Source organism: Bradyrhizobium australafricanum (genome assembly GCF_020329495.1).
Taxonomy (GTDB): Bacteria; Pseudomonadota; Alphaproteobacteria; order Rhizobiales; family Xanthobacteraceae; genus Bradyrhizobium; species Bradyrhizobium australafricanum.
Genome location: NZ_JAGKJL010000005.1, coordinates 179,133 through 204,383 on the forward strand (window position 1 = coordinate 179,133; position 25,251 = coordinate 204,383).

24 protein-coding genes are annotated in these 25,251 nt (G+C 58.4%); 11 read left to right on the plus strand and 13 right to left on the minus strand.

Annotation, left to right across the window (positions count from 1 at the left end):
* Positions 1 to 76: 76 nt before the first annotated feature.
* Both J6525_RS07130 and J6525_RS07135 read right to left on the minus strand, forming a co-directional pair.
* Positions 77 to 2,365 (minus strand): hypothetical protein, encoded by a 2,289-nt coding sequence (locus tag J6525_RS07130; RefSeq protein WP_225643160.1) that lies wholly within the window; start codon positions 2,363 to 2,365, stop codon positions 77 to 79.
* Between the two features lie 254 nt (positions 2,366 to 2,619).
* Positions 2,620 to 3,072 (minus strand): hypothetical protein, encoded by a 453-nt coding sequence (locus J6525_RS07135; protein ID WP_225643162.1) that lies wholly within the window; start codon positions 3,070 to 3,072, stop codon positions 2,620 to 2,622.
* Between the two features lie 187 nt (positions 3,073 to 3,259).
* Between J6525_RS07135 and J6525_RS07140 the strand changes: the two genes are divergently transcribed.
* Positions 3,260 to 4,645, plus strand: a complete 1,386-nt coding sequence (locus J6525_RS07140; RefSeq protein ID WP_225643164.1) for an AAA family ATPase — start codon at positions 3,260 to 3,262, stop codon at positions 4,643 to 4,645.
* A complete protein-coding gene (locus J6525_RS07145) occupies positions 4,645 to 4,947 on the plus strand; it encodes a hypothetical protein (protein ID WP_225643166.1) in 303 nt (100 codons plus the stop codon). Before J6525_RS07140 ends, J6525_RS07145 begins: the two co-directional genes overlap by 1 nt.
* Before the next feature lie 94 nt (positions 4,948 to 5,041).
* Here J6525_RS07145 and J6525_RS07150 read toward each other — a convergent pair whose 3' ends face one another.
* A complete protein-coding gene (locus J6525_RS07150) occupies positions 5,042 to 5,281 on the minus strand; it encodes a hypothetical protein (protein WP_225643168.1) in 240 nt (79 codons plus the stop codon).
* 84 nt (positions 5,282 to 5,365) lie between these two features.
* On the opposite strand from J6525_RS07150, the gene J6525_RS07155 reads away from it, so the two are divergent.
* The 3 genes from J6525_RS07155 to J6525_RS46920 are packed head-to-tail and all read left to right on the plus strand — an operon-like array spanning position 5,366 to position 6,014.
* Positions 5,366 to 5,629, plus strand: a complete 264-nt coding sequence (locus J6525_RS07155) for a hypothetical protein (protein WP_225643169.1) — start codon at positions 5,366 to 5,368, stop codon at positions 5,627 to 5,629.
* Positions 5,629 to 5,868, plus strand: coding sequence for a hypothetical protein (locus J6525_RS07160; protein ID WP_225643170.1), 240 nt, complete (start codon positions 5,629 to 5,631; stop codon positions 5,866 to 5,868). Before J6525_RS07155 ends, J6525_RS07160 begins: the two co-directional genes overlap by 1 nt.
* Positions 5,869 to 5,885: 17 nt before the next feature.
* A complete protein-coding gene (locus J6525_RS46920; RefSeq protein ID WP_283848614.1) occupies positions 5,886 to 6,014 on the plus strand; it encodes a hypothetical protein in 129 nt (42 codons plus the stop codon).
* A 303-nt stretch (positions 6,015 to 6,317) separates the two neighbouring features.
* Here J6525_RS46920 and J6525_RS07170 read toward each other — a convergent pair whose 3' ends face one another.
* Entirely contained in the window at positions 6,318 to 7,124 is an 807-nt protein-coding gene (locus J6525_RS07170; protein ID WP_225643251.1) for a metallophosphoesterase, read from the minus strand.
* A 563-nt stretch (positions 7,125 to 7,687) separates the two neighbouring features.
* On the opposite strand from J6525_RS07170, the gene J6525_RS07175 reads away from it, so the two are divergent.
* Complete coding sequence (locus J6525_RS07175) at positions 7,688 to 8,137, plus strand: cupin domain-containing protein (protein ID WP_225643174.1); 450 nt, start codon at positions 7,688 to 7,690, stop codon at positions 8,135 to 8,137.
* 41 nt (positions 8,138 to 8,178) lie between these two features.
* On the opposite strand, the gene J6525_RS07180 is transcribed toward J6525_RS07175, so the two are convergent.
* The 7 genes from J6525_RS07180 to J6525_RS07210 form a co-directional block, all read right to left on the minus strand.
* Entirely contained in the window at positions 8,179 to 9,048 is an 870-nt protein-coding gene (locus J6525_RS07180; RefSeq protein ID WP_225643176.1) for a hypothetical protein, read from the minus strand.
* On the minus strand, positions 9,045 to 9,902 hold the full coding sequence (locus J6525_RS07185) for a multinuclear nonheme iron-dependent oxidase (protein WP_225643178.1): 858 nt from the start codon (positions 9,900 to 9,902) through the stop codon (positions 9,045 to 9,047). The genes J6525_RS07180 and J6525_RS07185 overlap by 4 nt, the downstream gene beginning before the upstream one ends.
* The gene (locus J6525_RS07190) at positions 9,889 to 11,526 is read right to left on the minus strand and encodes a B12-binding domain-containing radical SAM protein (protein WP_225643180.1); all 1,638 of its coding nucleotides are present in this window, start codon (positions 11,524 to 11,526) and stop codon (positions 9,889 to 9,891) included. Before J6525_RS07190 ends, J6525_RS07185 begins: the two co-directional genes overlap by 14 nt.
* Before the next feature lie 392 nt (positions 11,527 to 11,918).
* The gene (locus tag J6525_RS07195; RefSeq protein ID WP_225643182.1) at positions 11,919 to 12,110 is read right to left on the minus strand and encodes a hypothetical protein; all 192 of its coding nucleotides are present in this window, start codon (positions 12,108 to 12,110) and stop codon (positions 11,919 to 11,921) included.
* A 525-nt stretch (positions 12,111 to 12,635) separates the two neighbouring features.
* Positions 12,636 to 13,754 (minus strand): trypsin-like serine peptidase, encoded by a 1,119-nt coding sequence (locus J6525_RS07200; RefSeq protein WP_225643184.1) that lies wholly within the window; start codon positions 13,752 to 13,754, stop codon positions 12,636 to 12,638.
* A complete protein-coding gene (locus J6525_RS07205; protein WP_225643185.1) occupies positions 13,751 to 15,085 on the minus strand; it encodes a hypothetical protein in 1,335 nt (444 codons plus the stop codon). The genes J6525_RS07200 and J6525_RS07205 overlap by 4 nt, the downstream gene beginning before the upstream one ends.
* A 21-nt stretch (positions 15,086 to 15,106) precedes the next feature.
* Positions 15,107 to 15,757, minus strand: a complete 651-nt coding sequence (locus J6525_RS07210) for a hypothetical protein (RefSeq protein WP_225643187.1) — start codon at positions 15,755 to 15,757, stop codon at positions 15,107 to 15,109.
* A 258-nt stretch (positions 15,758 to 16,015) separates the two neighbouring features.
* Here J6525_RS07210 and J6525_RS07215 point away from each other — a divergent pair, with 258 nt between their 5' ends.
* From J6525_RS07215 to J6525_RS07235, 5 genes are all read left to right on the plus strand, one after another.
* Complete coding sequence (locus tag J6525_RS07215) at positions 16,016 to 16,723, plus strand: hypothetical protein (RefSeq protein WP_225643188.1); 708 nt, start codon at positions 16,016 to 16,018, stop codon at positions 16,721 to 16,723.
* Positions 16,724 to 16,741: 18 nt separating this feature from the next.
* Positions 16,742 to 17,584, plus strand: a complete 843-nt coding sequence (locus J6525_RS07220; protein ID WP_225643190.1) for a hypothetical protein — start codon at positions 16,742 to 16,744, stop codon at positions 17,582 to 17,584.
* Positions 17,585 to 17,734: 150 nt separating this feature from the next.
* Positions 17,735 to 19,471: a hypothetical protein gene (locus J6525_RS07225; RefSeq protein WP_225643192.1), complete on the plus strand. Its 1,737-nt coding sequence runs from the start codon at positions 17,735 to 17,737 to the stop codon at positions 19,469 to 19,471.
* Positions 19,472 to 19,866: 395 nt separating this feature from the next.
* The gene (locus tag J6525_RS07230; protein WP_225643194.1) at positions 19,867 to 21,183 is read left to right on the plus strand and encodes a type 2 periplasmic-binding domain-containing protein; all 1,317 of its coding nucleotides are present in this window, start codon (positions 19,867 to 19,869) and stop codon (positions 21,181 to 21,183) included.
* A 45-nt stretch (positions 21,184 to 21,228) separates the two neighbouring features.
* Positions 21,229 to 21,633, plus strand: a complete 405-nt coding sequence (locus J6525_RS07235) for a Rap1a family protein (protein ID WP_225643195.1) — start codon at positions 21,229 to 21,231, stop codon at positions 21,631 to 21,633.
* 346 nt (positions 21,634 to 21,979) lie between these two features.
* Here the strand turns inward: J6525_RS07235 and J6525_RS07240 are convergent, their stop codons facing one another.
* Complete coding sequence (locus tag J6525_RS07240) at positions 21,980 to 23,890, minus strand: alpha amylase C-terminal domain-containing protein (protein ID WP_249795938.1); 1,911 nt, start codon at positions 23,888 to 23,890, stop codon at positions 21,980 to 21,982.
* A gap of 52 nt (positions 23,891 to 23,942) precedes the next feature.
* Positions 23,943 to 25,244, minus strand: a complete 1,302-nt coding sequence (locus tag J6525_RS07245) for a cupin domain-containing protein (protein WP_225643199.1) — start codon at positions 25,242 to 25,244, stop codon at positions 23,943 to 23,945.
* Positions 25,245 to 25,251 lie beyond the last annotated feature (7 nt).

Consider the following 25,251-nt stretch of genomic DNA (forward strand, 5'->3'; position numbering starts at 1 on the left):
CGGAGGGCGGGGCTCCGCAGGACGTAACCGGAAGCCGGGACGCTGGCGCCTGGAAGGCCTGCAGTACGCGACCGGATCACCGGCAGCGAAAGATCGGAGGTGTTGGGCCGGAGGTTCCGGATGCCAGCTCAATGTCGACGGTGACCCACCCACGAGGACCGGTCGAGCACCAGCCTCCGGAAGGCCGGGTCGTCGGCGAGGTCGACCCCATGGCCGGGCGGCGACGGGCCTTCGCTGCGCGCCAGGCGGCCACGGCGACGGCCCAGTCATCGCGCTGCAGGCAGGCCTCCTGCCACTCCGTCAGGGAATCCTTGTCCACGACCCAGGCAGGAAGATTGGTGGTTTGGGCCGGAATTCGCACGGCCTGGGGCGGAACGGTGACAGGATCGACGGTGACGGGCTCATCGGACGGGGTGACGGGCGAAGACTCGACGGGCTGGCTGGGCTGCGAGGGAATGGGATCAGAAGGGCGGACTTGATATCTTGCAGCCTGGCGGACAACCAGGAGAACATCATCGAAATGGTCGTAAGCCGTTGCACGCGCGCAGATTCCGGCGTTGATGAGCTCTTTGACGATCTCGGATTTCACGACCGCAACGCCGGCCGACAGGCGGCGCTCGATTGCCTCGGCGATGAGTCCGCGGTGGACGCGCTCCTTGTGCTGCTGGGTGGAGGTGCCGGCCCGCCCCTTGATCAGGTCACGGCGGGTCTTGCGCTCCTCGGCGGTCGCCGTGGGCGGAAGCGGCGCGAGGTCGTCGTTTGCCTTAGCGTCCCGGCCGCGGTTTGAGAACTCGCCGATCTCGTCGGGGGTCTGCCCCAGCTCGAGGACATACTCGCGCTGAGCGGCGATCACCGCGCGCACGGCCTTGGTGTCGCCGTGGAGCTCGACCAGGCGCTGTGTCACAACGCCGTTGCCGTAGCTATATAGCCAGTCGACGAAGGGCGCGACTTTGCCGGGGCGGCACTTGCGGACGGCGGCCAGATAGGCCGGATCCTGGGTCGCCTGGGCAGTCTTGATGCAGAGGCGACGGGCGGCGATGCCGTCGTTCCAGATCGCCAACGACTCCTTGGGGTCAGCGCCGGTCTGCTGCTCCGCCTTGTGCAGCTTCGTGCGGCGGATCATGTCCCGGCGGTCGCAGGTGAGCGTCGGCAGGAACGCGCGCCATGCCTCCATCGTCTGGAAGTAGTCGTCGCAGACCTCCGCCGACCAGCCCACCGACAGGCAGTTCTTAGTCTTGTTGATGTTGGTGTGTCCGCCATCGGCGCCGATGTCGATCAGCAGGTTGACGATGGCCTTCTGGATCATCTTGTGCAGCTCGCGCTGCGACTTCTTCGTGAAGCCCAGGACGCGCGAGCCCGGCGGCAGCAGCCACTCGAGGTGCGCCCCGTCGACGCCGGCGCCATCCTCCTCGCGGCCGCGATGGGTGATGATGTTCGGCATGAACTCGATCGGGAATTTCGTTCGCAGCTTCGCGCGCAGAGCATCCATACCTGCCGTCCAGCCGTCGAGATCGACGACGAAGCCAGTGCAGCGACACTTGTCTTTCACCACGTAGCTGCCGTCGAGCGCCCAGATGCGTTCCATGCCGCTGAATTCGGCGGTCTTGTCGTTGCCGTAGGTGACGCCCCGGCCCTTTTCGAGCGCGGAATTGAACAGCTGGAAGGAAAGCAGGCCGAGCCAGCCTCGGATTGCCGGCGCGGGCGTGCCGTCCTCGTGCTGGAACGTCTCGACCACGGGCGCATAGTTGCGGCCGGCGAACCGGCCGCTGAGCTTCGCGCGGCGGATGCGCTCCTTGCGCTGCTTCGCGCTGCGGGCGCCGAGGATGTGATGCAGCAGTTCCGGGTCCTTGATGTAGTTTTCCCAGTTCGGCGGCGGATCCTTCGGCTCGGGGCGCTTCGGCAGCGGCCGGCCCTTCTCCAGCGCCTTCTTGCAGCGGTCCTGGTACTTGGCCTCGGCGCCGTCTTCGCGGGCCTTGAAGAACGCCTTGCGCTCTTCGGCGACCTGCTTGGCCTTCGCGATCGTGGCGGCCTTCGCGCGGGCCTCGGCGTCGAAGTAGCGCTTCCAGCCCTCGGCGGTGGTCGCGTCGGTGTGCGGGACGACCGGCTTCACCGGGCCGGTGACCACCTCGATCTTGTCTCCGATCCGGCGGGTGATGACCGGCCTGTGGGCGAACAGCTTGCGCGGCTTCGGCGCCTCGTAGGGGACCGGCTTGCCGTCGTCGGGACAGGGGATGTCGCCAGGCAAGATGGTCTGCAGGCCCCCGCCACGAATCCTGGCGTTCGGGGCAACCGCCGGCAACGCGTCGAGCGCCGCGCGGGGGGCGGCGGTGGCGTCGTTCAATGATGGGGGCGGCGTGTAGAGCATCGGGGTCCATGCTGATGGACCCCGATCCTTGAGCTGGCGGAAGCCAAGGTCAAGGACGAACGGCACCCAAGAATTCAAGATTCCGGTGGAGAGTCAGACGGTTAAGAGGCTGCTATGTGAAGCTAAGGCGTCAGGAATTGCGACCGCATCCGGTCGCATCGTGCCGAACTGCCATCATTGGATTCCGGCAAGCCCCGCCGTTATTGGGTTTCTCGACCACAATTCGACATTGCGATGTTACGAGACTCGAATTGTCAGTCGTCCTCATCGGGGTCCGCGACGTAGGCGCCCATCTGCCGGGCCACGAAGTCGGATGGCTCGTCGAGCCACCGGTCCGGGGGTTTGAAGCCGAGCAGGCTCTCGTTGAGGGCGACGAACTTGGCCCAGGCTGCGCCGAAGCGGACGGCGTCGTGGGCCTTCGAAAGGGTCGGTCCGTCCGTCAACACCCGCCCCCAAGCGTCGAGCTCGGGATTCCTGGGGTCGGCCTGCAGGAAGGCGACCAGCAGGCGCTCGATGAACCTGGAACGGCTCTCTCCCCTCTCCCGCGCGCGGATGTCGACGAGGTCGTTCAGGCTTTGCTGAACCCTCATCACAAGCCGCCCGTCTCGCAACCCCTCGGTGCTGACGCCGCCCTTCTTCCGGGTCGGTGCCTTCCGGTCCCGCTTGGGCCTCGGCAGCGTGGGACGCGTTTTCGATTCCTTCACCATGTTCGCGGCGATACCTTGCGCGTATGTACGGCGTATGCACAATGTCATGCGACAGAGACACGGCGTGCAGCGGGGGACTACATATGGATTCGAAGGATTCGTCTACCCCCGCCGCGATCGCCGAACTGCTCCGCCTGATCGAGGAGGACCGCGCTGAGAGCGCGCCCCAGCAGCGCGAGGGCCGCCGATGAGACCGCGTTTCGACCATCCGGCCCTGCAGACGCTGATGTTCGGCCGGTGGGACGACGCGTTTGCCCACCTCTGGTCGGTCTCCGAAAAGCTGCTGAGCCCGAAGCGGACGCTGGCGCTGCTCGACGCCGCCGGGGACCGCAAGGGCCTGCGCAAGCAGATCCTCGCGACTGTCGACGAACTGTACGCCGACGGCACGCCTCCGGTCGGCGCCCTGGCGCTGGCGTGGAGCATGCTGACGGTTGACCCGCGGCAGCCGCACATGTTCTGGCCCGTCCTGCCTCAGCTGCAGTTCGCCCTCGACGCCGCCGACCTGCCGTCGGACGACGACGCCGAGGTGCGTGCGCGCATCCGCATCTGGTGGCGCGCCACAGAGGGCGAGTGGGACCAAAGCGAAGTCTCGATTTTCAGGATCGCCGACGTGGAGACCAGCCGGGCGGACGACGAGGATCCAGTCGGTCCCATCCTCGACTTCGAGGCCGGTGTGGTCTCGACGACGCAGTCGTTGTACGCGGATTTGGGCTTGCCGACGCTTGTCGTCATGCCGAAGAGCAAGGCGGCGAAGCTCAAAGGCGACCACTCCGCATACAAAGCAATCCTCGACGTCGCACTCCCTTTGGTCGTCGCGAAGGACGTCGCCGGAATCCGCCGCACGCTGCACGCCGAGTTTCCTCATGCGACGACCGCCGTCGATCTCCTGCTGCGCGACTTGCGAGAGGGCGAGCCCGTCCGCATGAAGCCTGTTCTCCTGGTCGGCCAACCCGGCAATTCCAAGAGTCGCATGATCAGGCGCCTAGGCGACCTGCTCGGGATCGGCGTCTTCAGATTCGACGGTGGAAGCTCCAGCGACGGCGTGGGCTACGGCGGAACGCCTCGCGGCTGGGCCGAGAGCACGCCTTGCGTGCCAGCGCGCGCCGTGCTGGCCTACAAATCTGGCAATGTGATCGCGGCCGTAGACGAAATCGACAAGGCCAGCGCCAACCCGCGGAACGGGGCCCTGTTTTCGGTTCTTTTGGCCCATTTAGATCGGGAGACGGCTTCGCGCTTCCGCGACGCCAGCCTGGACGCCGAGCTAGACTTGTCTTGGGTGTCGCACCTCGCGACCGCGAACTCCGTCGACCCGTTGCCGGCGCCGCTGCGCGACAGGTACAGGATCATCCGCGTCCCGGTGCCGACGCTGCAGCACATGCCCGCGCTCGCCGCCAGCGTGATGCGCGATCTGGCCGCCGACGACGAAGCCCGCGCCGGCGACTGGCCGCTGGCGGATGACGAACTCGCCGTCATCGGCAAGGCTTGGCAGCGGGCCAGGTTCAGTATGCGGGCCCTGCAGAAGATAGTCGGCGCGACCCTCGAGGCGCGCGACCAGCATGCGATGAGGCACTGATGGCGGAAGACGGAGCGGCCAGGCGCGAACTGCTCAAGGACATCGAGTCCTATACCTGCGGCGAGGTGCCGTCGCCTATCGTGATGCTGCGCGCCCCTAGGCTGGAAGAGTGGGAGGCCAAAGTTCGCCGGAGGGGCAAGGAATTCGTGCTGGTCGTCAGCGGTGCGGTCCGTGGGCATCATGAATATCGCGACGGCGAGTGGATCAGCGTCAGCGCGATCGCCTGGTTCGATCGCAAGATGGGGTTCATCCGAACGCACAACAGGATCTACACGCTGGGCCAGCCGTCAGCCGAAGTCTGACGAGATCGACATTGGCGGAGGGCAGCTAACTCGCCTTCACTTCACATAGAATGCGTGATCTTTTTTGCCCTGCAGGGGCGGCGAATTACGTCGTTTACCCCGACGATACGTCTTTTACCCCGGCGCTGATTTCCCGATCGGTAACTTTAGGCTCGCGATGCGCTGCTGACGTCGAAAAATTTCCTGATCGGTAACTCGATAAAGGTTTTTCGTCGAAGGATTCATTTTTCGCTTGGGAGATGCAGACCTGCATCGGATGATTCCTCGCACGATCCCATGCGAACGGTGAGGTATTGTCGGCGAGGCGCAAGGTCAGACCGACGAGATGATCCACCCAATAGGCTTCTGCCGGGCGGACGGCGGGGACAGGTTGTAGGTGACGGAGAAGTCGGAACCCTCGCAGTTACGGAGGCAAGCAATGTCTGGACAGAAAGCGATGTGCCCGGGATGCGGAGCGGAGGCCGGCGTTTCGGTCGGCTATCGCGTCGCCGGCGACCGTCCGACCACGATTGTCGAATCCAACTTCATCTGCAATCACTCCGACGAGTGCCCCAAGAAGTTCAAGCCGAGCCCCTGCGTCGTGATCCTCGACGAAGCCATGGGCGTCGTGCAGATCGCCGGCAAGGGCAACGAGCGCTGGTTCGACAATGAATACACGCAGCGCGCGGCGGAGATCGCCTGATGCCCGCCCTCACCCGCCGCCAGATCCTCGCCGGAGCAGCCGCCACCGCGGCCATCGCAGCCATGCCGGCGAGCGCGATCACTGAGGTCGTTTTGTCGGGATCGCTAGAACTGGCGTCGATCGCCGCGTGTGATGGCGACTATTGGATCGATCAGCAGACCGGCATCGTCTGGAATATGATCGAAGGTGAGTGGCACAGCGCCGGGATATCCGGAAACGACGGTCCGGTTGGTTGCTAAGGCGTGGAGACATCCTGATGCAGACCACTGCGCACTTCGAAAAGGACTTCTTCACCGTGATCACCGATGCCAAGCGTCAGTCGGCCGAGCCCCTCGGCGGACGGGGCAAGAACGCGGTCGGGCCCCGTCGTTGTTACCCCAAATAAGAAAGTCAGGGCGAAAATCGATTCCTTTCCCGACTTCCTTACCCCCCGTCGTTCCCACCGGTAAGAAATCCAAGACAGGCCCCCCACCTTGTCTTGGATTTCTTACCCCCAGGATCCTTTCAATGTCCGACCCAGCCGAGCAGCAACCCGTCGACGAAGCCGCCGAGCTGGAGGCCGCGGTGCGCCAGGCGATCGAGGCGTGCGGCGGCGATCCGGTCGACGCGGTGCGGGCGCTGATCGTGATGAACAGCGCGCTCGAGCAGGAGCTCCGCGGCGGGGGCGGAGGCTGCCGAAGCGCAAGGACTAGCGGAAGCGCGGACGCGGGGTCCAGTCCGGGAGCTCGACGACGAGGTCGCGGATGAATCCCGAATTCTCGTGGCTGTAGCCTAGAGGATTGCAGACGATGCGCGTCGTCTCGCCGACCATATAGTCGTGGTGGTCGTGCACGTGACCGTGGACCCACAGCGACGGCCGGTGCTCCTCGATGATGTCGCTGAGGTCGGAGAGAAACGAGGCGTTCATCGCGCCGTCGCCGTCGTATCGCTCGTGCAGCGATCCGGGGTGAGGGCCATGGTGGGTGATCACCACGGAAGGTCCGTCGTGATCCTCATTCAGGCGATCGGTCAGCCAGCGGCGCTCAGCCAGGTGCCTTTTATAGGCCTCGATCGGCGTGAACGGCGCCGGGAATTCCGCCCCGCCGGAGGTCCTGATGAACTTGTGATCGTTCATGAACCTGCCGGCGCCCAGTCCGTGCGCCTGGCTCTCCGCATCGAAGCGATAGTCCGTCCACATCGTGCAGCCCAGGAAGCGCACGCCGTCGATCACCGGCACCGCGTCGGCGTCTAGGAACGTGACGTTGGTGCCGCGGGCGGCGTCGCGGATCTTGGCTGCGGCGTCCTGCAGCACGCTTCCGTAAAATTCGTGGTTGCCGGCGACGAAAAGCACCGGCTTGCCCCGCAGCCCGCGCTGGTTGGTCAGCCAGCTCACCGCCCGATAGGCGTGGTGGACGTCGCCGGCGAACACCGCGACGTCGAAGTCCAGCCCCTCCGGGACGTCGTAGTCGTGCGGCCACATTTCGCCGTGAAGGTCGGAAGCGACGAAGATTTTCATGGCCGGACGATCGTTCCTACGGCAGCAAGCCGCAAGGCTCTCGGCGGGGGTACAACGACAGGCAAAAAACGCGATCTTGGCCCGGCAAAGTACCCCAACTTCCAAGGATTCGGACTCGCACCAGCGCTTCAATGATGGCAACGTGAGACCGGCTCGCGGCTGCTCCACCAAGTGCTCCACCGCGGTGCTTCACCGCCGATTTCCGGCGGTTCGGGAAGTGCCTTGTTTTGTAGGGATTCTGCGTCGTCGCGATGCGGTGGCGGAGAGAGTGGGCTTCGCATCCATCTTACTGCGTACTTCGACGTGTCTATTGACCAGTAAGACGAGGCCCGCATTCGTAATGTGCAAATCGACATCGTCGACTTTGTGCATTGACTGCTGCGCGTCGATTGTCCCTGAAGTTGCGACCACCCCGGTAGAAATTCGCCGGCGCAGCGTCCCTTGCATCCGTGCATCTGCCGTGGTCTGACTTATCCTGCCGAAGGCACTGGAGAGCGGCATACAGGGGGCGCATAAAGGCTCTGAACCAATGAAGCACATCTGCGAATTAAGGAAGCGTCGTCATGCGTGATCCAATCAACGTTCAAGACTTGGAATGGAACGAATGGAACCACGGGGACAAGTTCGGCGGGAAATCAAAACGAATCTCCGATGCCGGGGGCGGTCAACGCATCGGGGTCATTCTTGAAGAGTTGCCGCCCGGCCGCCAGTCTTCCCCGGCCCATTATCATCTGTCGGAGGAAGAGCACATCTGGATATTGCGAGGGCAAGCTACGCTAAAGATCGGGGAGGAGCGGCGCCTTGTGCGGGAAGGAGACTACTTTTCCTTTCTCTCCGGCGTCGAAGAGCCTCACTGTCTAGTAAACGAGGCAGACGTTCCGTGCATTTACGTCGTGATCGGCGAACGGCGAAAGGAGGACGTAGTCATCTATCCAAAAAGCAGTAAGATATTCGTTCGCCTCCTCGATCGTGTATATCGGAACAATCCCGTCGAATACTGGCTTGACGAGTAGTCCATGAAAGAGTGGCGGACATCGCGCCAATCGATCAACCATCAGTGCGGCTGCGGTTCAACCACGCGAGGCAGCTCACCGCTCAATCTTGCTTCATCAGAAGCTTCGCGCGAACAGCAAAGAAATGATGCGTTAGCGACAAGCCCAATGCGCTCTAGCACACTGCACACTTCTAGGCGTGCCGGAGAATTGTGATCTTGAATCGCTCTACTCAATTCATCGTAATGAGACTTATCTAAAGTTGCTACCGCGACTGATCCGTCAGAGGGGTAGATCGCGAGGTATTCGGAGCCCGTCCCCGGTACAATTCTCTCTTTGTAAAAATCGCTGGCCACGCTACAGGAGTTAAGGCGCTTGATCTCGCGCAGCATACTCTTGACATCGAAGTCGAACGCCAAGAGCGCGCCGCCCTCGGTTAATGGCGGGGTCTTGGCCAGCGGCGGCCAGCCCTGAACAACGCGTCCAGCGTGCCAAATTGCCCAATCGTACGACATTACCTCCAGAACCCAGCTATTGGAACGCGAAGCAAGCTCCTTTGCTTGTTCGATAATGTGCGGACCAACGACATATCCGTCAAATGGCTCCAAGATCCGAATAGACGGGCTGGCATCCTCAGCGACCCGTGCGAAGAAGTTCGCCAGCAATCGATAGAAGAACTGCGTGCCGAAAAACGATAAAATAAGAGGGTGCGAATGCTCGAAGATGGCTTTAGAGGTTCGCTGCAGTGCGGCGGCGCGGCGATAAGCCTCTTCCTCAAGACCATAGAGTTTTGCCGTCTCCCCAAACAGGATCGCTTCACCTCGCGCTTCGGGGAAATGTTTGGCAATCGCTTCCTTTCGATCCTGATGAAATTCCGCTCGAAAGGAGAAATCCCACATCAGCCGCTGCACAATCTCGTAGGCTGCCCTCATGAGAATAAGCCCGTATGCCGTGTCAGGACTCTGGCTTTGCGAAGATGCGTTAATACGAGTTCGTCCTCACAAAACTCCTGCTCCAGCGTCAACCCTTTCAAGTTATGCATACGGTCAATGTTCCGTTCTAGGAACTGCCAGCACAGATCGTGTACCGGGTAAGCGTGCTGATCAATGATGTTGGTGTCGTTCCCAATCCGGCTAAATTGAAGGCCCGCAAGATGAACCTCCACAACCCGGTGGAACGGAAATCTTCCTAACGGCATATCGTTCACCTGCCGTCCGGTGGCTTGTTGATATCCGATGAGATGTCCAATATCCAATACGATGCCGGCGTCAGCGTTTTCCGCAACGACCGAGATAAAATCCAGCATGTGCATCGTCTCGAGAGAGAACGTCACAGGCGGGTTCTCAATCAGAAATGGACACGGGAAATTTTCGTTCAGGTAGCGCACCTTCTTAGCTACCTCTAGAGCAGACCTTTCATCAAAAATCGCGGGCACCAAGAAGGATCCAAGATATTGGCCGCGACACGTCCAGATTCCGACGTCCTGGCCGGTCCAAACCGCATTACAGTGGCTGGCGATAGCCGCAGTCCTTGAGACTACTTCTGGATCTTCGGACTCCTCCAGGGCGATATTGAAATTGATTGGATGAAAGACGATAGGAAGCCCAAGGCTGATCAAATCGTCAATATAATGCTTCACCCGAGCAAGCTGCAGGTAGTGAGCCCCAAAGCTGAGATAGTCGATCGTGTCAGAGTTGGGCGGGAGAAAATTACGGTAGTTCGGAAGAACTCCGGAGACGTCTGCTGCCAGGCCCACCCCGAGCGTGGGAATGCTAGAGAAATGCATCGTTCAAAAACTCCTCTAGCGTGCAAGCTGTCCCGCCGTCCCGGTAAAGAAAAGGAATGGCGCTTCTCAAACTGGGAATTTGACCAGCCTTCGCGGACGAGACGAGATTTCTCAGCACCAGGAATGGTAGGCGACGAATCGTCGCCGCGTTCAATGCTGTCCTCGCAGATTCCCTGCAGCCAACGGTCCGCCGTCTACGTTCGAGCTGTTGAAGCGCTCCAGCCAACCCTGACATCCACGGCCTGAGAGACCACAGCTCATCGAATATTTGCCTTACGGCACCGGGGGTGACGCAGTTGCGGGGTACCGGCAGGTCGTCGTTTGATAATTCAATCTGAAGCTTATCCTGATAGTGTCGACGTATCTCAGTGCCCAGATAAGGGGTCATGTACGAAAACAGGTGGTCCCATGGCACGTAGCTATCGAGTCCATTGCGTTCCAAAAAACTGAGATTGAGCGAAAGGTCGTCTAACGTCGTCTCCGCATCAAACATAATGAAATCGAGAAATAGTTGAATATCGTGTTCCTTCAGTAGCACGATGGCCCTATCATTCTCGGCAACTGTAACATCCTTAGCGAATCTTCGAAGCGCCGCGTCACTCCCACTTTCGATTCCAAGCTCGACCGCTCGTAGTCCTAAGCGTTTGAGTTCAGCGAGAGCCGATTGACCATGAATTAGTTGGTTAACGCGTGTTGAAAAGCTAAACGTAATGTCGGCGCGATATCCGTTCAGCGCACGGGCGATTTCCAATGATCTACGATAGTCCACGAAGAAATTGGCGTCCAAGAAGTAGATGTGTTCGTATTTCGTCTGACCGTCTCGTTCTAGCGCACGAAAATCGGCGACCACCTTCGCCGCACTCATTTTTCTCCACTTGCGGCCTATTAGAATGATGGCGCAAAACGAGCATCGAAATGGACAGCTTCGACTCGTTACCAGAGCCGTCGCCTGCCTAAATCGGCGAGCGCTTCGATCAAAGAACAATGCTTCGGATTCAGGATTCTCACGCTCGAAGTGAAAAGTGGGCGGGGGCAAGGCATCGAGGTCATTGAGCCGTTCTCTTTCCGAATTGATCCTCAAATTACCTGACTGGTGACCGGAGATACCTTTAACGTCATCAAGGGAGATGCCGTGCAAAAGACACTCCATCACATCGCGTAAAACCTCCTCTCCTTCATTTCGCACGATGATGTCGATCTCAGGATGATCTAGACTCATCGTCGAATGGCTCGCCGAAGCGTGAGGTCCGCCAGCGATTATGATCACGCTTGAATTGACGTGTTTGATGGCACGGGCCATCTCGAAGGCTGTGTGGGCGTTTGAGTTATAGAAGGAAAGACCAACGACGGGAAATTCTGCCAGCTTGAAATCCCGTACGATCGTCTCAATCGTCTTTTGGCTATCGGAAACATCGAAGCCAACGACGGAGATACCGTGCGCTGTAAGATAGCTCCCCAGAGAAGCCAGACCCAGCGGCTTGAAGCTCCCTGTCGTGTCGGCGCCATAAGGCACATTCACCAGAGCTATGGCGTTCCTCTCTCGGCGCACATCGAGCCGCGGATAGCGCCACGCATCGCGCGGGACCTCACTTTTCGGGCTGCTCAACTCAAGGCTCTCGCTCATTGTCGTAACCGTAGAGAGATGACGATCCTACGACGGCGCTTTTAGGTGGGCGAGTTCGTGCGTAGAGAGGTCGCGCCAAAGGTCCGTCTCTTCTATAAAGCCAACGGCCCGCAACTCGTCGCGAACATACCCGACACTTCCTCTATTCGGGTCGACAGTATTGTCGCTCAGCAGGTTGATAAAAGCGACCGCGCCCGGTTCGTCCAACCGAACAATGCAATCGCCATCCGTTACCAATATTCCGGAGCCCGACTTTTGCCAGAAGACCCCGTCACGCAAGCGCCAGACCACAGCCGGTTCTGCCAGATCTTGCAAGCACCGGCCCGCAGAAAGCCTAGGCACGCCAAACGTCGTGCCCAGCAGTCCATCGTGACGGGCGCTTTGCCTTAGCTTTAGATGGTCGCTGTTTTGCCGATCAGGGCAAAGAACTCCTCGCCTCCAACCGAGACTTTCGAAACGTTCGCCTGGTCGGCGAGGGTGCTTGGCGCGGACTTGACCGGAACAAGCTCAACTTGAACCTTTACTTGGTTCTGAGAGCCTGGGATGTCGAGCACTTTCTCATGCGTCGTGAAATTTGCAGCCATGGGCAATCCTCCTTCAATAGCACAACTAAAAAAGAGCGAGCCAAAGGTCGTTAACATTGAGAGATTTGGATGATGGCATGTAATTTCCAGCATCGCAACCTTAAATCGGTGGCCTACTTGAACTAGATTTTGAGATCCATCGCAAAGCCAAGGATCAACAGATCCGAAACGGATTATCACCACTCCTGGCATGAGCAACACGGGTGCCAGAACCACACCTGAATAGCGGAGCCACACGAATTCACGAACGTCGAATAGATCCTGAAAGCTGCAGCAGGATCACCATAGAAGCACCGCCCTAGTGATCGGGGACGACACACAATTATATGGCGCCGTCCCTTACAGTTCGCCTAGCGGCGCTCCGATACGTTTTGCAAATCGATGCCTATTCGCTTCGACGCCGTCGGTCTCGAGAATTTTGTTTTCAAATGCCAAAGCTAAATCCGAATTCTTTCCGAGGCCGCCTTAGGATATTGCTAACAGCCTAAGTGGTCGTATCAACTGCCTGTGCTTCGGGTTTCAAGATCAATCAAAGCCGTGAGCCTGAAATTCCTTGCGGAAGTCCGCCACGCGGTCGGGATTGCTAAGAACGAAGTCGACAGGGTAGCTACGAAGTCCGAGTAAACTCAGGAGGTCTTCCCATTCGTCCGGAGGATGCAAGCCTAGAACAAACCCTGCATCGGAGACTGTTGCAAACCAATCGTCTCGACAAAGTTCCCACCGCCGGCAATCGAGCGCAGATTTCCGAACGGTCCAATTCTTCTCAAGCAGATCGAGACGACAGCGGTAAGCGATCCCAATCTCGTTCATGTCGTGCAGTCGCTGCCCGATCTTGGGATCACATCCAGCGGACTTCCCGGCGTCGGCGAAAACCGATGGAATCACCGCGCCTGATGGCGAAGACATGCACTTAACCTTCGCGGAATCGAATCCCGGAATGGTCATGTGGCCTTCCTTCTCGCCACACAGCGCCTTGATGAGGCCCAGGACAGGTTCGGAGATTACACTGTTACTGCCACGAACGAGACCGACCAAACCCGCTTTGGAAACCACCGGACTTCCCGACATGCCAGGCTCATTCACCTGTCCTCCGACCGTCAACTCGAGCCTTTCCATGCGAACGCATCGGTTTTTTTTCAGGCAGTCGTCGTCGAAGTAGAAGCGCACGAATTTGGTGGTCGGCGGATCGCCCGCGGGAACGATGGCGGAGAAGCGGGATCCTGGCGATGGCGTTCCCCCGGCCCAGGCTGAGGGCACTTGGCGCACGTTAATTGCGCAACTGAGGTCTGCGACGACGAGGGCGACGTCGGCAGCTGGGCCACCGTTCAGCCCAACGAGATGGTGCACTGACTTTGGGATCGGCCGGTCGCTACAACCGTCTGGACGCGAGGTCCATCGGATCTCAAAGTTCGTCTCCGCTTCTCCATCGTTCGGCGCCGCGACGACATGATGGGCCGTTGCGATCAGGATCTGACCGTTTGCCGCGCCAATAAGAAAGCCCGCCCCAAGCTCCCCTCCCCTAGCGGGCACGATCTGAACAACTCGCGAAGCAACGCTGTCCTGGATATCGCTGAGCGACATAGCCAATGCGCCGGTAGATACGAACCAGGCAAAGGCCGTCGCAAAAATGCCTTTGAGCCTCATGCCAGCCATCTCTTCAGCAATTGGGCAAAACTCCACAGGTTCGAGAATATAAGCGTAACGACACCGATGATAAGGGTTAGCCCCGGATCCTCTTTCACGATCTCCAGATAGCTCTTACCTAGCTCGCGACCGGGCCAGGCGCCATCGACGTACAAGCTCCCCAGCCCGCCAGCGTCTCTCGTGCTTTGTGTGACCTCGAAGAGCCCACCTTCGGATGGCCCAAGCCTGACCTTCCATATGACTTTATCGGGTGCTTTCAATTTTGTGATCGGACACTGGCGGCCTCGTAGATCGGCATGCCCGGCAGACTCAATTCCAACCAGAGGCACACGCTGCAGGAAATCCACGCTGCCGCTTTGGATCGAGCATCTTGACGGAGCAGCGCCCCATTGCTGATTATCGAGCCCGACATCGTCGAACGTCACTTGAGATGCATCCAGCCGGAGCGGCGGGAGAACGGCGGTCACCGGCAGCGCATCCTTGTCCGCAGCATTCACCCTAATGTTGACGGACGTGTCCGAAACATCTGCAGGAGGACGAAAAGTTACGCTGGCGGGACCGTGCCAGATGTCACTTTTGAACTGGTCACACTGGTCAAACGGTTTTTCGGACGAGGGCAAGCTTGCCTTAAGGGTAAGGGTGCCGCGGGCATCGATCAGGAGTTCGTCAATTCGGTTCACACCTATTTTCTTGTAGGCGGAGAAGACGAGCAACGCATCCGGCGAATAGGTGAACTTCACCCCCTCGGGACGCTGCAAACCAATTGTCCTCCCCTTGATATCAATCGCATAGCACGGTTTGCCGGGCGCGGTACCAGAACTCAGGGTCACGTCCGCCGTACCCGTGCCCGAGTAGACGAGTTTTTCAATGGGAGTCGCTGACGAAACCTCAAAGCCGGCACTGTCCATTGTCTTAGACAATCGAACTGCCACGTGATCGGCCACCGCACGTAGTTCGATACGAGTGATTGGCGCTTTACGTAGTCCAATAGCAAGTACAACGATCGTCACAATAACAATGCAGACCGCTGCAACAACGCGCCCCGCTCCGACCAGACCACGGCCATCGCCGGCGATGGCTTGAAGCGCCAAGATATCCTGAGCCGTCGGGGTCGGGGTGGTATTAGAAAGGAAGGCATCAAGATAGCGCTTCTTCGTTCCTGCAAGGACCGCGGCTGCCGCGTCGGTCTCAACTGCATCCGCGGACTTCGCTGGCCTCTTGCATAAGTTCGAGACCCAAAGATAACAGCAGTTCTTAGCTGGGGCAGCATCTCCGCCGGCCGTTGTTTCATTCGGTTTGCCTGCCACAGGCGGCTTTGCGGGCGGATTCATTTTGTTGCTTTCATGACTTCATCATCGTGACGTCACGATATCGAAGGTTGCGGCGGTCGACTTCTCCAGGTCGCAATTGTCCCCCTTTCGAAGACAGGTCCTTACGAGCAGCCGGAACGCCGATGGGGTCTCGCCCGGCACACTTACGACAAGTTGGCGGAGCGAGGCAGTCTGGGAGGGTAACACCGTTTCCGGTTTGTCGAGCTCCGGCTTCAAATCCGCTCCCAAGGGCAAATAGGTGGCGCGCGCACCTTCGAACGGCCGCGCAGTCAGAAGGCGTATCCGTAGGCCTTTCCCCGTCGGCTTAGATGGAAGCGTCAAACGGACGGGCACGTAAACGACGTCAGCCCCCTTTTGCTGATCAGCAGGACGGAAGGCCACGAAATCAAAGCTCAGAAGCGCCGCGTGGTCGCGAAAGTGCTTTACGTCCCATGTCCTTGGCTTGCCATCCGAGAGATCCGCAGCCATGAAATAGCGTCCGCCGGACAAGGACGCTCCCTTCATGCGAAGTGGTTGCCCCACTGTGGTCGGTAAATCAGGGATGGAGATCGTCACCCGGTCGGCCGACTTCAACGACTTTAGGTCAGCGTCGGAGGGCACCGGCTCGCTCATCAAGCCGACCAAGCTCACGTCGGGCGCCCCGAAAGGCACGGAAATCAGCCCCTCGCACATCTTGCTGTCCGCACGCCATTGGTAGTTGGCAGGATCGTCCGTAAAGGGAGGCTCCTGCTGTGCGCAGCAATATGCCGACGCGCCAGTCCGCGGGCATGCCGGCTCGGCTGCCATGGCCGCCGTCGATAGGACAACAGCAGCTAAGGCTGCGTGGCCCGGGGCAATTAGTTTTATCACCAGGCTGCTCCGTCGAAAAATCTGCAGTCGCACAATCAATTTAATCTGGTAAGGTGATGCCCTACCCCAGATGGAAAGCTTATGCGAACGCCACCGCCATTTACAATGGTCATGTTGGCAGTCCTCCTTACCGGGACGGCGTCGCTGGCCACTGAACCTGCTCCGGTCACAAGGGCCAAGTCCATTGCTAAGGACTACGAGACAGCGCTCAGCCGTCTCACCGGCGGCTTGGATGCCGTGAAGGCCCTTTGGCGTCTGCAGGCGGCCGGAGTCGCTTTGGCGGGTCTTGGAGACATGAACCTGCAGAACAAGCTCTTGAACCGCTTCCATCCGGTCGACTCCAAGGGAGTAAGACTCACGGGTGACGCGGAGATGAACGCATCGGAGCGCTTCCTTCAGCAATTATCCACTGTTCCGGCAACGGCCGATAGGTTGGACAAATGTGTCGCCGCAATCGTCGGCTCCGCACCGGAGTTCGTATTCCTGCCCTTGGATCATGTCCTGCTCGCCAAACGATTTTTGCCGGCGCCGGCGGTGGATGCCTTCCTGCACGCGGCCGACTTAGTCGGACGCGTGGACTCGCTCACTCCGACTGAGGTCGATGAGTTGTACTCGGCTTTGCGTACAGCGATGCGCGTGGACGCAGAAAGACAACTTTCGGCTTGCGTCCAGGTCGTCTCGAATTACCGGGAAATTCGTTTACGTGGCGACGCGGATTTAGATTTGCTTCAAAAGCTTGATCCGAACATCGCACATAGTCCAATTAAGGATCTCAGGACGGTCAATTGAGGCCGTCGAAAGGGTCACATGGCTCGCTTTGCATTGAATATTCAAAACGTCAATCGCTCTCGTGTCGCCAAGTTGTGCAACAGGCTGGCACACCTTGCGCTGTTCGCTGCGTGGCTAATGCCCCTAGCGTCCCTGACCTTCGCGGCAGGGATCAAACTCGACGTCGACGCATGTCCCACCAAACCGAAGGTGACGGTCCCTATTGGGGAATTGTTGGCACAGGCAGAGGACCTTCGGGAAGCGGCTAATCGGCTCCGTCAATATGACTATGACAGATGCTATCGGTTGGGACGTAGCTGCTTCACCGAGGTCGATTCGAAACAGATGACCGGAGTCGAAGACGCCTCATACAAGGCCTGCCGGCTCCTTGAGACAACCGACCGGACTAACCAGGCGATTTGGCTTGAGAAGAAGAAAGCCTTCATCGGGTGTGTCATCGATAATCTGGAGAAACGAGCTGAAGCACTCGAGCGCGGAGCAAAGGGCAACGACGGAACTGACGGCGTCACGGCATCGCTTGAACAACTAAAGAGCCGCCCCGGGAGCATCGATGCAGCGACTCTCAGAAAGCTGGGCGGAGACGTGACATGGTGCTCGACGCGCGATCCAAGCAGAGTTCGGGTGCTTTGCAAGGACTGCACTGGCCTTCTCGCAAATGCTCAGGGGCACCAGTTTATGCTTTGGCGAGTTGACCCAAGTGGGCACCTTTGCTTCGTGGACTTCGACGGCTTGACGACATGCCGCTCCGTCAGCGTCAATGACGGTCTGTTGACGCTGACATCAGCCGACGGACAAGTTGATGACGTCATCAAGATCGTACCGCGCATTGGACAATCCTGGTCTGAAGGTTGCTCGCGGTAACAAGCCCGGAGAATCTAAAAATGCGACCTCCGCTCTCACGATATTCTGTTCGAATATGGATCTTTCCCACGAGTCTCTCTTTCGCCATAACGAAATAATGGTCTCGTTCTGATGATGCTTTCTCGATTAAATCGCAGGCATGCGTTGGGCGTGGCCATTCCGGCCATCGTTGTCTTGGCCGCAGTCACGGCTGGCTTTACGTTTTTTCGAAGGCACGACAATGAAGCATTCGTACACACCTATGTGGCAACGGTGCAAGCTAATGGCCGAGCGTTTCTGATTGGTCATGACAGCCTGGTGAATGACATTCCGCGGCGCGTTTTGCAGTCAAATGAAAAGGACCAGTGGAAGCAACTGTCAGGCGTGTTCTATTCTGATGTGAGGGCACTCGAGAAATTCTATGCGCCGATAGCGGAATGTCTAAACAAGGGAAGCTGTTGGCCCCAGGACGAGGACGGTCCGTTCTGCGGCAAAGCCGCGCTTGAAATGCTTGCGTATGAGGACGTCATGCGTCGTCTCACGCTGATAGAAGGCATAAGTATCAACAGAACCAGCGGAGATGACCCACTGGGCGACTCGTTCGGCTCGAGTTTTCAAGTCGCCCCGATCAGCAATCTGAAGACGATAACTGAACGTGCCTGCGCAAAAAAGCTGGACAGCCTTGTTCAGTCGTTGGCGACTAAGCGGCCGGAGAGAATCGCCGCGGCGCGAGCAGCCTGGGAGCAAATCAAGAAAAGAGAGTCCGTCCTGGAAATGCGCGACTTTCCGGTCTCCTTCGACGTGGCCTTCGAGGCTATATCGAAGTCGGAGTTCGAACAGGCTGTTCAAAAGGCGAGTGAAGCGACAAAAGAGAAGATTCAGGCACAACTTTGCCAACTGCATCGGGATATGGAAGGCGTCCCCGCAGATTTCGACAGCCGCGAAAAAGATTTTCCAAAGTACGTACTGAGTCCAGCGTGCCGACTTGAGCAGGATGGTTCGCGCAAGTGCATTTGGTCTGGCTTCTATTCACAAGCAAATCGTTTGATCATCGGCCGAGCCATCGCATCTGCTGATGAAGCGCGCCAAACGTCCTTCCTGAACGAGATGGTGAAAGTATGTGTTCCGTCGAGTTGTCAACTCAAGCAGGAGACGGCGCGATCCGGCCAGAATGCGCTCGGTTTTGCTTGTAAAGGACTTGATCGGGAGTACGAATGTCCGGGTGATGTGAAGCCACTCGTTGTCTCACTGATGACTTGCTTTAACAGTAGCTCATTGGAGATTAGTACTCCCGCTCCCAAAGCGCCAATCCCTCAAGAGGAAACTGTCGTAACGCCTGATATCAAAGAGGTCGCCGATGGCTACCGCCAATGTCAGGGTAAAATAAGCCTGAGAGGCTGTCTCGCGCAGATTCGCGCTGTCCGGTGCCAGGGCCCCCAAGGCAGCGCTACTAAAGCTAGTTGTGGTGCTGATGTTCTCGCTTCACTGAAGTCGCTTTCGTCTCAGTGCCTAACAAGCGCATATAGTTCAGTAAAGTGGAGCGCCGGTGACAGTTGGCATGTCGCCATACGCGAAACCGGCATGAGCATATCTTCGTCTCCTAAGCTGGAGAACTTGCTTGTTCTGCAGTTTTACGCATCGGAGGATACCGACGCCAGTTTTGGTCGCCTTCTGACAACGAGCTATGGCAGCGGAAGCTATGTTATCGTTGATGGAAAGCGTTTTGACTATAGTGTCAAAGCAGGTGATTTGCTGGAGGCGCTGCTGGCCGGGAACAGCGTGCAGATACCCCACTTGGATTACGCTGACCGATACGAGACGGTACCACTTTCAATGTTTCGAGTGCTCTACGGACAAGTGTCCGGAGTCTACAAAGGGTGTGGCTTTTGGGTAGGTGGAAGGCAGTAATTTCGGATTCTGCACAAGAAGGCGAGGCAGCATAAGCGGCTTGAGACGCATTGAGCGATGAGCTTTCGAAAATTGGCTGGCGATCCTCCCGGGGCGTCGCTCCTAAATCGACGAACACGCTTAACGTTCAACTGGTCGAACCTTTCATCGGCGGCCGCATCGAGCTTTTCGACGGCGCTTCGGCGTCGCAACGCTGCGCTGGCAACGTCCGCTCACGCGTACCGCGATTGGTTGTGGTGTAGCTGATTGGCGAAGCGGCCGCGGCGCCGAATGCGGACCACCGCAATGCCCATTTTCCATGGCAACCTATCGCGTCGCCCGTTAGGGATTGACCACTCTCCGTAGCGTTGTAAGATGCGCTCGGTGCCATCTTCTGGTGGAGGCGGATAGCAGTAATGGAGAGGCGGATTCGCAAGAATGTGCCCCTGCATGACCCGGTAATTCCGGCTCAACGAGTTATTTGCAATAGGTGGCACGTCAGCCAAGCCATCATGCGCGCTCTGGCGATAATCGCCATTACGTTCTTTCTCTGCATCGATGCCAAAGTTGCCTTCGCCCAAGGCAGCGTTGAGTGGCTGACGCTCCGCGTGGCACTCTATCCGGCCGTACCGCAAAGACGAGCGCTCTTCACGCAACTTGAGCAGCAATTCGAGCGGATGTATCCGGGCGTCAACATCGAGCTCGTAGAGACTTATGAGGATGGCGGTCAGACGAAATCATTAGCCGATAACTACTATTCGGGTGGTCTCGCCAAGGTCAAAGCCGATGTCTACGAGATTGACACCATCCTTCTGACAGACCTAGCCGACAGCGGCAAAATCCAACCCATTGAACTACCTTTCAATGACTTTGCCACGACAGCCGTGGACGCCGTCAGGCGGAACGGAAAAGTTTACGCTGTGCCGCACTGGATGTGCGGCAATTTCCTTTTCTATGACAACAGCGACGCCAGCGTTGTCGCCGTAGTGGAAAAGGCAACCAACTGGTCGGCCCTAGTTTCCGGCCTGAAGGCTCTCGACAAGAAGCTCCTCGTCGATCTGTATGGCCGCAGCACCCTCGGCGAATGGTACCTAACGGCCTACTCTGATATCGTTGGTCTGTCTCAAGCTCAAATCGACATTAAAGCAACTTCCCAGCCGGACCCGCGCGTCGTAAATGCGCTCAGCGAGTTGATCTCCGTCTGTGCGAACGGTTTTTGTCGAAGTGACGATTTACACAGCCGCACTGGCTACTATGCCCGCGCATTTGTGCGCAAGGAGGCTCACGTCTACGTGGGCTATTCTGAAACCATCTCCTATGGTCTCCAAGACGCAATTGAGAATTGTCTCGGACACTGCTTAACAAAGGATACCATCGGCATTCGCCGCCTTCCCGCGTTCTTTGAACCGCGCAAAGGCAATGGCGTAGGATGGGTTGATGGATTAGGAATCGACACAACCGTTCATGGACTAAAGAAAGCGCTCGCTGAAGAATTTGTTCGCTTCATCGTTTCTGACGTAGGCTATCGGCTTGCCCTCGAGCCCGAAGGAGACAGTGATGCACCGCGCTATCTCTTGCCCGCGCGCGACAAGCTTAATATTGCAAAAGCACCTCTTTACCCCGCCTTTCTGGCAGCGCATCAGGGCCGAGAAACAGGCATTCAATCGGGCATCAACGAAGCTCTGAGGCTCATGGCACCCAATCTAAATTTGGCCCTCCCGACAAACCCGTAAATCAAAGGTCGCCCGGCCTCAACTGACGCGAACAGGCACCGTAAGATGATTTTTCCGCGAACCATGCATTTGGCCAAAGGCCCGCCGCTTGTCGCAATTCTTGCATTGCTTGGAATCAGCACCCCTTGCGGACCTGCCTCCGCTTGGAATTCAGCGCGAAACTTGAGTGGTTACTGCGCAACACTTATCGAAGAGCTTGATAAAGGTGTAGCTCCATTGTCCTATCGTTCCGTTGTGTGCGTTACCTATTTCGAGGGCGTGGGCGACGCGCTAATAAGGCAGGGAGGCGCCGATCCGACGAACCGCTGTATGGCAGGGCATTATTTGAATTTAGATGATCTTCGCCACCCTAGAATTTTCCAGGAATACCTAAAGAAAAACCCAAATCGTGGTGACGATTTCGCTTCTGACGTTATTCGCGATTCATTAGCGGAAATCTGTCGGCAGTAGGCAGCCGTAACGCTAGATCCCTTCGGGCTCGGACGGATTTCCTTCCGAGATTGGAGAAGGACAATCGCGAGCGCCTATTGAAACTATAAATCCGCGACTCACTCCCAAGTTGACGTTCGGCTCGAGAAGACGGAAAGTTGATTAGTTTGCAGGTTCGCGCAGAGATATCGTCATCACGGTGCTGGCAGCACGTCGTCACCGTCGCTGATACCGATTGCAGCATACTCCTTCCCTCGGCGAGGAAGCAGACCGCGACGTCAGGATCGTCCTGACGACCGCTCGCTTGCGACCACAGCCGTTGTGGGTCGCCCGCGCCGTTGGCTCGGAGAACCATGATTAACCTCGTTCAAGTGTCGACGGCCAGTGCGAATACGACAACTCCATTGGCCGGCAGCACGATGCTCGCCGAACTCGGCAAGCCATGCATGGCCGGACCGCCAGCGAAAACCTGACCTCCATTTCCCGCGACCTGCGGATTGACCCAGCGGTCATAGACATCGCTGTTGAAGGCTTCCACCCACCTGCCAGGTTTCGGAAAGCCCAACGCGTACCCGTAGTGTGTGGACTCGCTCAAGGTCGCCGCAACGACGACATCTTCTCCGTGTCCCTCGATCCATCTGTGAAAGGCAAGGACCCGCGTCGGGTCGTGGGCATGAAATACGTTGGTCCGTCCGCGGCGAAGAGATATCAACCGTCGCCTCAAAGCGATCAACTCGCGCGTGAAACGTAGGTGGTCGCCCATCGCACGATCCTGGTGTAGTCCATCCCACCAGATCCGGTGGTCTGGATCGTCCACGGAATCGCTCCAATGCTTGTCCTCAAGAATCTCCTGGCCCATAAAGATCAGGGGTACCCCGGCGCCGGTCAGGAGGATTGCGTTGGCAACCCGCGCTCTACTTCTGGCGTACCATGAGCGCGAATTCGAGGGGTCGCAGGCGGAGGCGATGCGAGGACGACGGTCTTGCGGCGAGTGCGAACTTAATAGCAGATCATGGTTCTCCAGCATCTGTACGGCCCGCCAGGCTCCATCGAAGCCGCCCGGGGTCGAAAGAGCATCGCGGACGGGCGCAAGGTTCACCGTCGCGTCCTTTCCGCCCGTCGACTGTTCGATGGCGGCTCTCACGGCGTCTCGTATCCCTGCGTGCCAAACCTGATCGAAGCCAGCGCCTCCTGCGTCCGTGGGCGCGACGACCAGATCCTGCCGCTCGTTCCAGAACTCCGCAATCTGAGCGACGGCAGGGTTGAAATGACGCACGGTCGAAGTGAGGTCCTGACAGAAATGCCAGCCTCCGAACCGGTCGATCACGCTCACTTCGTCATATCTGATCCCGTCGGCGTGGTATTCGGCACTGAGGAATACTGCGTTATCGATCAGAAATTGCCTGACGCCCGCGTTCCAATAGGCGAAGACCAAGCCGCCCGCCCAACCCTGATCCGTGAAATAGAGACTGTCGTTGTTGTCGCCGGGCGGAAGCCGGTCGAAGAAATACATACTCTCGTCGCCGAAATCGCCTCCCGCATGGTTGTAGACGACGTCGAAGATCACCGCCAACCCGTAAACGTGCATAACGTCAACCAGAACCTTGAGCTGATTTGCCGCGCCTTGGATATCTTCCTGCTTCAACAGAGTCCGTCCCTTAGCAGCAAGAAGAGCGTTGGCTTGGGTCAAATAGGGGCCGATCTCAAGGGGCGAGACAGCATAGTCGAACTCCGGAGAGAAAAAGTCGACACCATTGTAGCCGAGACTGAATTTGGTCTGGAACTCGGCGATCGGCAGCATTTGAACAGCGGTCACACCAAGCGCGGCCAAATATTCGACGCGACCGAGAACGTCGAGGAATTTTGCGACGCGCCCGGCCCGCCGGTCTTTCCCAAATTGGTCGACCGCGTAGTAGGTGCCGACGTGGAGTTGATAGATGATGAGATCTTCGAATGCGGGCGCGCGAAATTCAGCATCGTGCCAAGGATACAACGCGGGATCCACAACGACGCAATTCCAATCCGGGGCGACGACTTCGCGCGCGTTCGGATCGCGCTTGAAGCCTTTCAAGGCGCCATGGGACACGAAGAACTTGTATTGGTTACCTGCCTTCAATCCCGGAAGAAAGCCGGACCAATATCCGTTCGCGTCCTTCACCAGCGCGAAAGCGTCCTCCTCGGTCCGCCAGGCGTTGAACGGCCCCGATACGTGCACCGCCGTGGCACGGGGAGCCCAGGCGCGGAACGTGCAGCCGCCGGCGACGGTCGTCGCGCCCATCGGCGTATCTGGACCCACCCGGGTTTGGTCAGCGGGCATCGCCGATCCTGTTCTAGTCGTAACCGCCGAACATCAGCAGAAGAATATCGGAATCCGTCGCGTTCATCATTCCGTGCAAGCCTCCCGGCTTGAGCAAGGAGAATTCGCCTGCACGCAATGTCCGGAGTTCGAAACAGCGTTCGCGTCGTGCGAACTGATACCAATCTCCGGTCACCATCACGGCTTGTCCTTCGAGCAGAAAGAAGATCTCCTGATTGTCCCGATGCCTGTGCAAACCGATGCCGCAATTATTCTTGAGGATGTGCAGATCCACGTAGTCGACGCTCAGAAACTTTTCCGAACGCTCCCCACCGGCCTTGCGGCCCGTGGCGTCGAACTGCCAAGGCTCCACGAGCCTCCCGAGTTCACCGCTGTCGGCGAACGCGAAATAGTTCGACAGGAGATTTCGATAGTGCAGGGTGCCGAGGCCGCCATGGGGGTTGGCGCTGATGCCGGCCTTCAGATAGGAATTCCATCCCCGGATGACCATCCCGAATTCATAGTGATAGTTCGCGCCGTCCTTCGAATCCCAATGCTGCGCCGTTTCGTCGGCCCATGCGACCTCGATACGGAGCGGAAGGATCGGGTGCATCGCGCAGTCGGGAGACACTGATCGGATATCGACGTCGTCCTTGCCTTCCCGGTCGAAGTCGCTCTTTGCGCCTCGTATGAGGTCGGGACGAACGACGAGCTCGCCCCTTTCGAGCGAGGCCAACGCCCGTCCGTTGCCGTCGGCTTGAAACACGGCACGCAGATCCACGCCCGAATCGCCCCAGAGCTCAATCTCGTAGCGATCCGTCGCCTCGTTATAGGGGACAGTGATGAGTGCACCAGCATCTTGTGCGTTTACCTTGAGGAACAACCGGATCGCGGGCCCCGGCACTCCGCCGATAGCCTCCGCGAGTTTGGAATCTGGCCCTGCACGATAGGATAGTTTGAGAAACGGTACCGTCTTCTCCGGAAGAGGCTCCATGGCGTCGAGGTCCTTCCACGCCTTCGGGGTGACCCAGCCGCGAAGCAGGTACGTATCGGTCACCTGGAAATCCCGCACGTTCTGCTTCTGAAAATCGGTCTTGTTGTCCTGAGCAACGGGATCGAGGATGTTCGAGTCCGCTCCCTGTGGTCCGGCAAAATCCAGATGGCCGAACGGAAACAGGGAGTGTAGTTCATCGGTCAGGTAGAAATGCCGCTCGGCGGCCAGGCGCTGCGTCTCAGCGACCGACAGCAACTTGCTCAGAGGGTTACGGCTATTGTAGTCGGGAGCCTGCCCCGGTGCGATCTTGAGGACGGTGTCGGAGCGGACGATAGACGGCATTCTGTCA

Excerpts from the sequence above, each read along its gene's own strand:
- J6525_RS07130 (WP_225643160.1), bottom strand. The coding sequence starts at position 2,365 with ATGCTCTACACGCCGCCCCCATCATTGAACGACGCCACCGCCGCCCCC.
- J6525_RS07135 (WP_225643162.1), bottom strand. The coding sequence starts at position 3,072 with ATGGTGAAGGAATCGAAAACGCGTCCCACGCTGCCGAGGCCCAAGCGG.
- J6525_RS07140 (WP_225643164.1), top strand. The coding sequence starts at position 3,260 with ATGAGACCGCGTTTCGACCATCCGGCCCTGCAGACGCTGATGTTCGGC.
- J6525_RS07145 (WP_225643166.1), top strand. The coding sequence starts at position 4,645 with ATGGCGGAAGACGGAGCGGCCAGGCGCGAACTGCTCAAGGACATCGAG.
- J6525_RS07155 (WP_225643169.1), top strand. The coding sequence starts at position 5,366 with ATGTCTGGACAGAAAGCGATGTGCCCGGGATGCGGAGCGGAGGCCGGC.
- J6525_RS07160 (WP_225643170.1), top strand. The coding sequence starts at position 5,629 with ATGCCCGCCCTCACCCGCCGCCAGATCCTCGCCGGAGCAGCCGCCACC.
- J6525_RS46920 (WP_283848614.1), top strand. The coding sequence starts at position 5,886 with ATGCAGACCACTGCGCACTTCGAAAAGGACTTCTTCACCGTGATCACC.
- J6525_RS07170 (WP_225643251.1), bottom strand. The coding sequence starts at position 7,124 with ATGAAAATCTTCGTCGCTTCCGACCTTCACGGCGAAATGTGGCCGCAC.
- J6525_RS07175 (WP_225643174.1), top strand. The coding sequence starts at position 7,688 with ATGCGTGATCCAATCAACGTTCAAGACTTGGAATGGAACGAATGGAAC.
- J6525_RS07180 (WP_225643176.1), bottom strand. The coding sequence starts at position 9,048 with ATGAGGGCAGCCTACGAGATTGTGCAGCGGCTGATGTGGGATTTCTCC.
- J6525_RS07185 (WP_225643178.1), bottom strand. The coding sequence starts at position 9,902 with ATGCATTTCTCTAGCATTCCCACGCTCGGGGTGGGCCTGGCAGCAGAC.
- J6525_RS07190 (WP_225643180.1), bottom strand. The coding sequence starts at position 11,526 with ATGAGCGAGAGCCTTGAGTTGAGCAGCCCGAAAAGTGAGGTCCCGCGC.
- J6525_RS07195 (WP_225643182.1), bottom strand. The coding sequence starts at position 12,110 with ATGGCTGCAAATTTCACGACGCATGAGAAAGTGCTCGACATCCCAGGC.
- J6525_RS07200 (WP_225643184.1), bottom strand. The coding sequence starts at position 13,754 with ATGAGGCTCAAAGGCATTTTTGCGACGGCCTTTGCCTGGTTCGTATCT.
- J6525_RS07205 (WP_225643185.1), bottom strand. The coding sequence starts at position 15,085 with ATGAATCCGCCCGCAAAGCCGCCTGTGGCAGGCAAACCGAATGAAACA.
- J6525_RS07210 (WP_225643187.1), bottom strand. The coding sequence starts at position 15,757 with ATGTGCGAGGGGCTGATTTCCGTGCCTTTCGGGGCGCCCGACGTGAGC.
- J6525_RS07215 (WP_225643188.1), top strand. The coding sequence starts at position 16,016 with ATGCGAACGCCACCGCCATTTACAATGGTCATGTTGGCAGTCCTCCTT.
- J6525_RS07220 (WP_225643190.1), top strand. The coding sequence starts at position 16,742 with ATGGCTCGCTTTGCATTGAATATTCAAAACGTCAATCGCTCTCGTGTC.
- J6525_RS07230 (WP_225643194.1), top strand. The coding sequence starts at position 19,867 with ATGGAGAGGCGGATTCGCAAGAATGTGCCCCTGCATGACCCGGTAATT.
- J6525_RS07235 (WP_225643195.1), top strand. The coding sequence starts at position 21,229 with ATGATTTTTCCGCGAACCATGCATTTGGCCAAAGGCCCGCCGCTTGTC.
- J6525_RS07240 (WP_249795938.1), bottom strand. The coding sequence starts at position 23,890 with ATGGGCGCGACGACCGTCGCCGGCGGCTGCACGTTCCGCGCCTGGGCT.
- J6525_RS07245 (WP_225643199.1), bottom strand. The coding sequence starts at position 25,244 with ATGCCGTCTATCGTCCGCTCCGACACCGTCCTCAAGATCGCACCGGGG.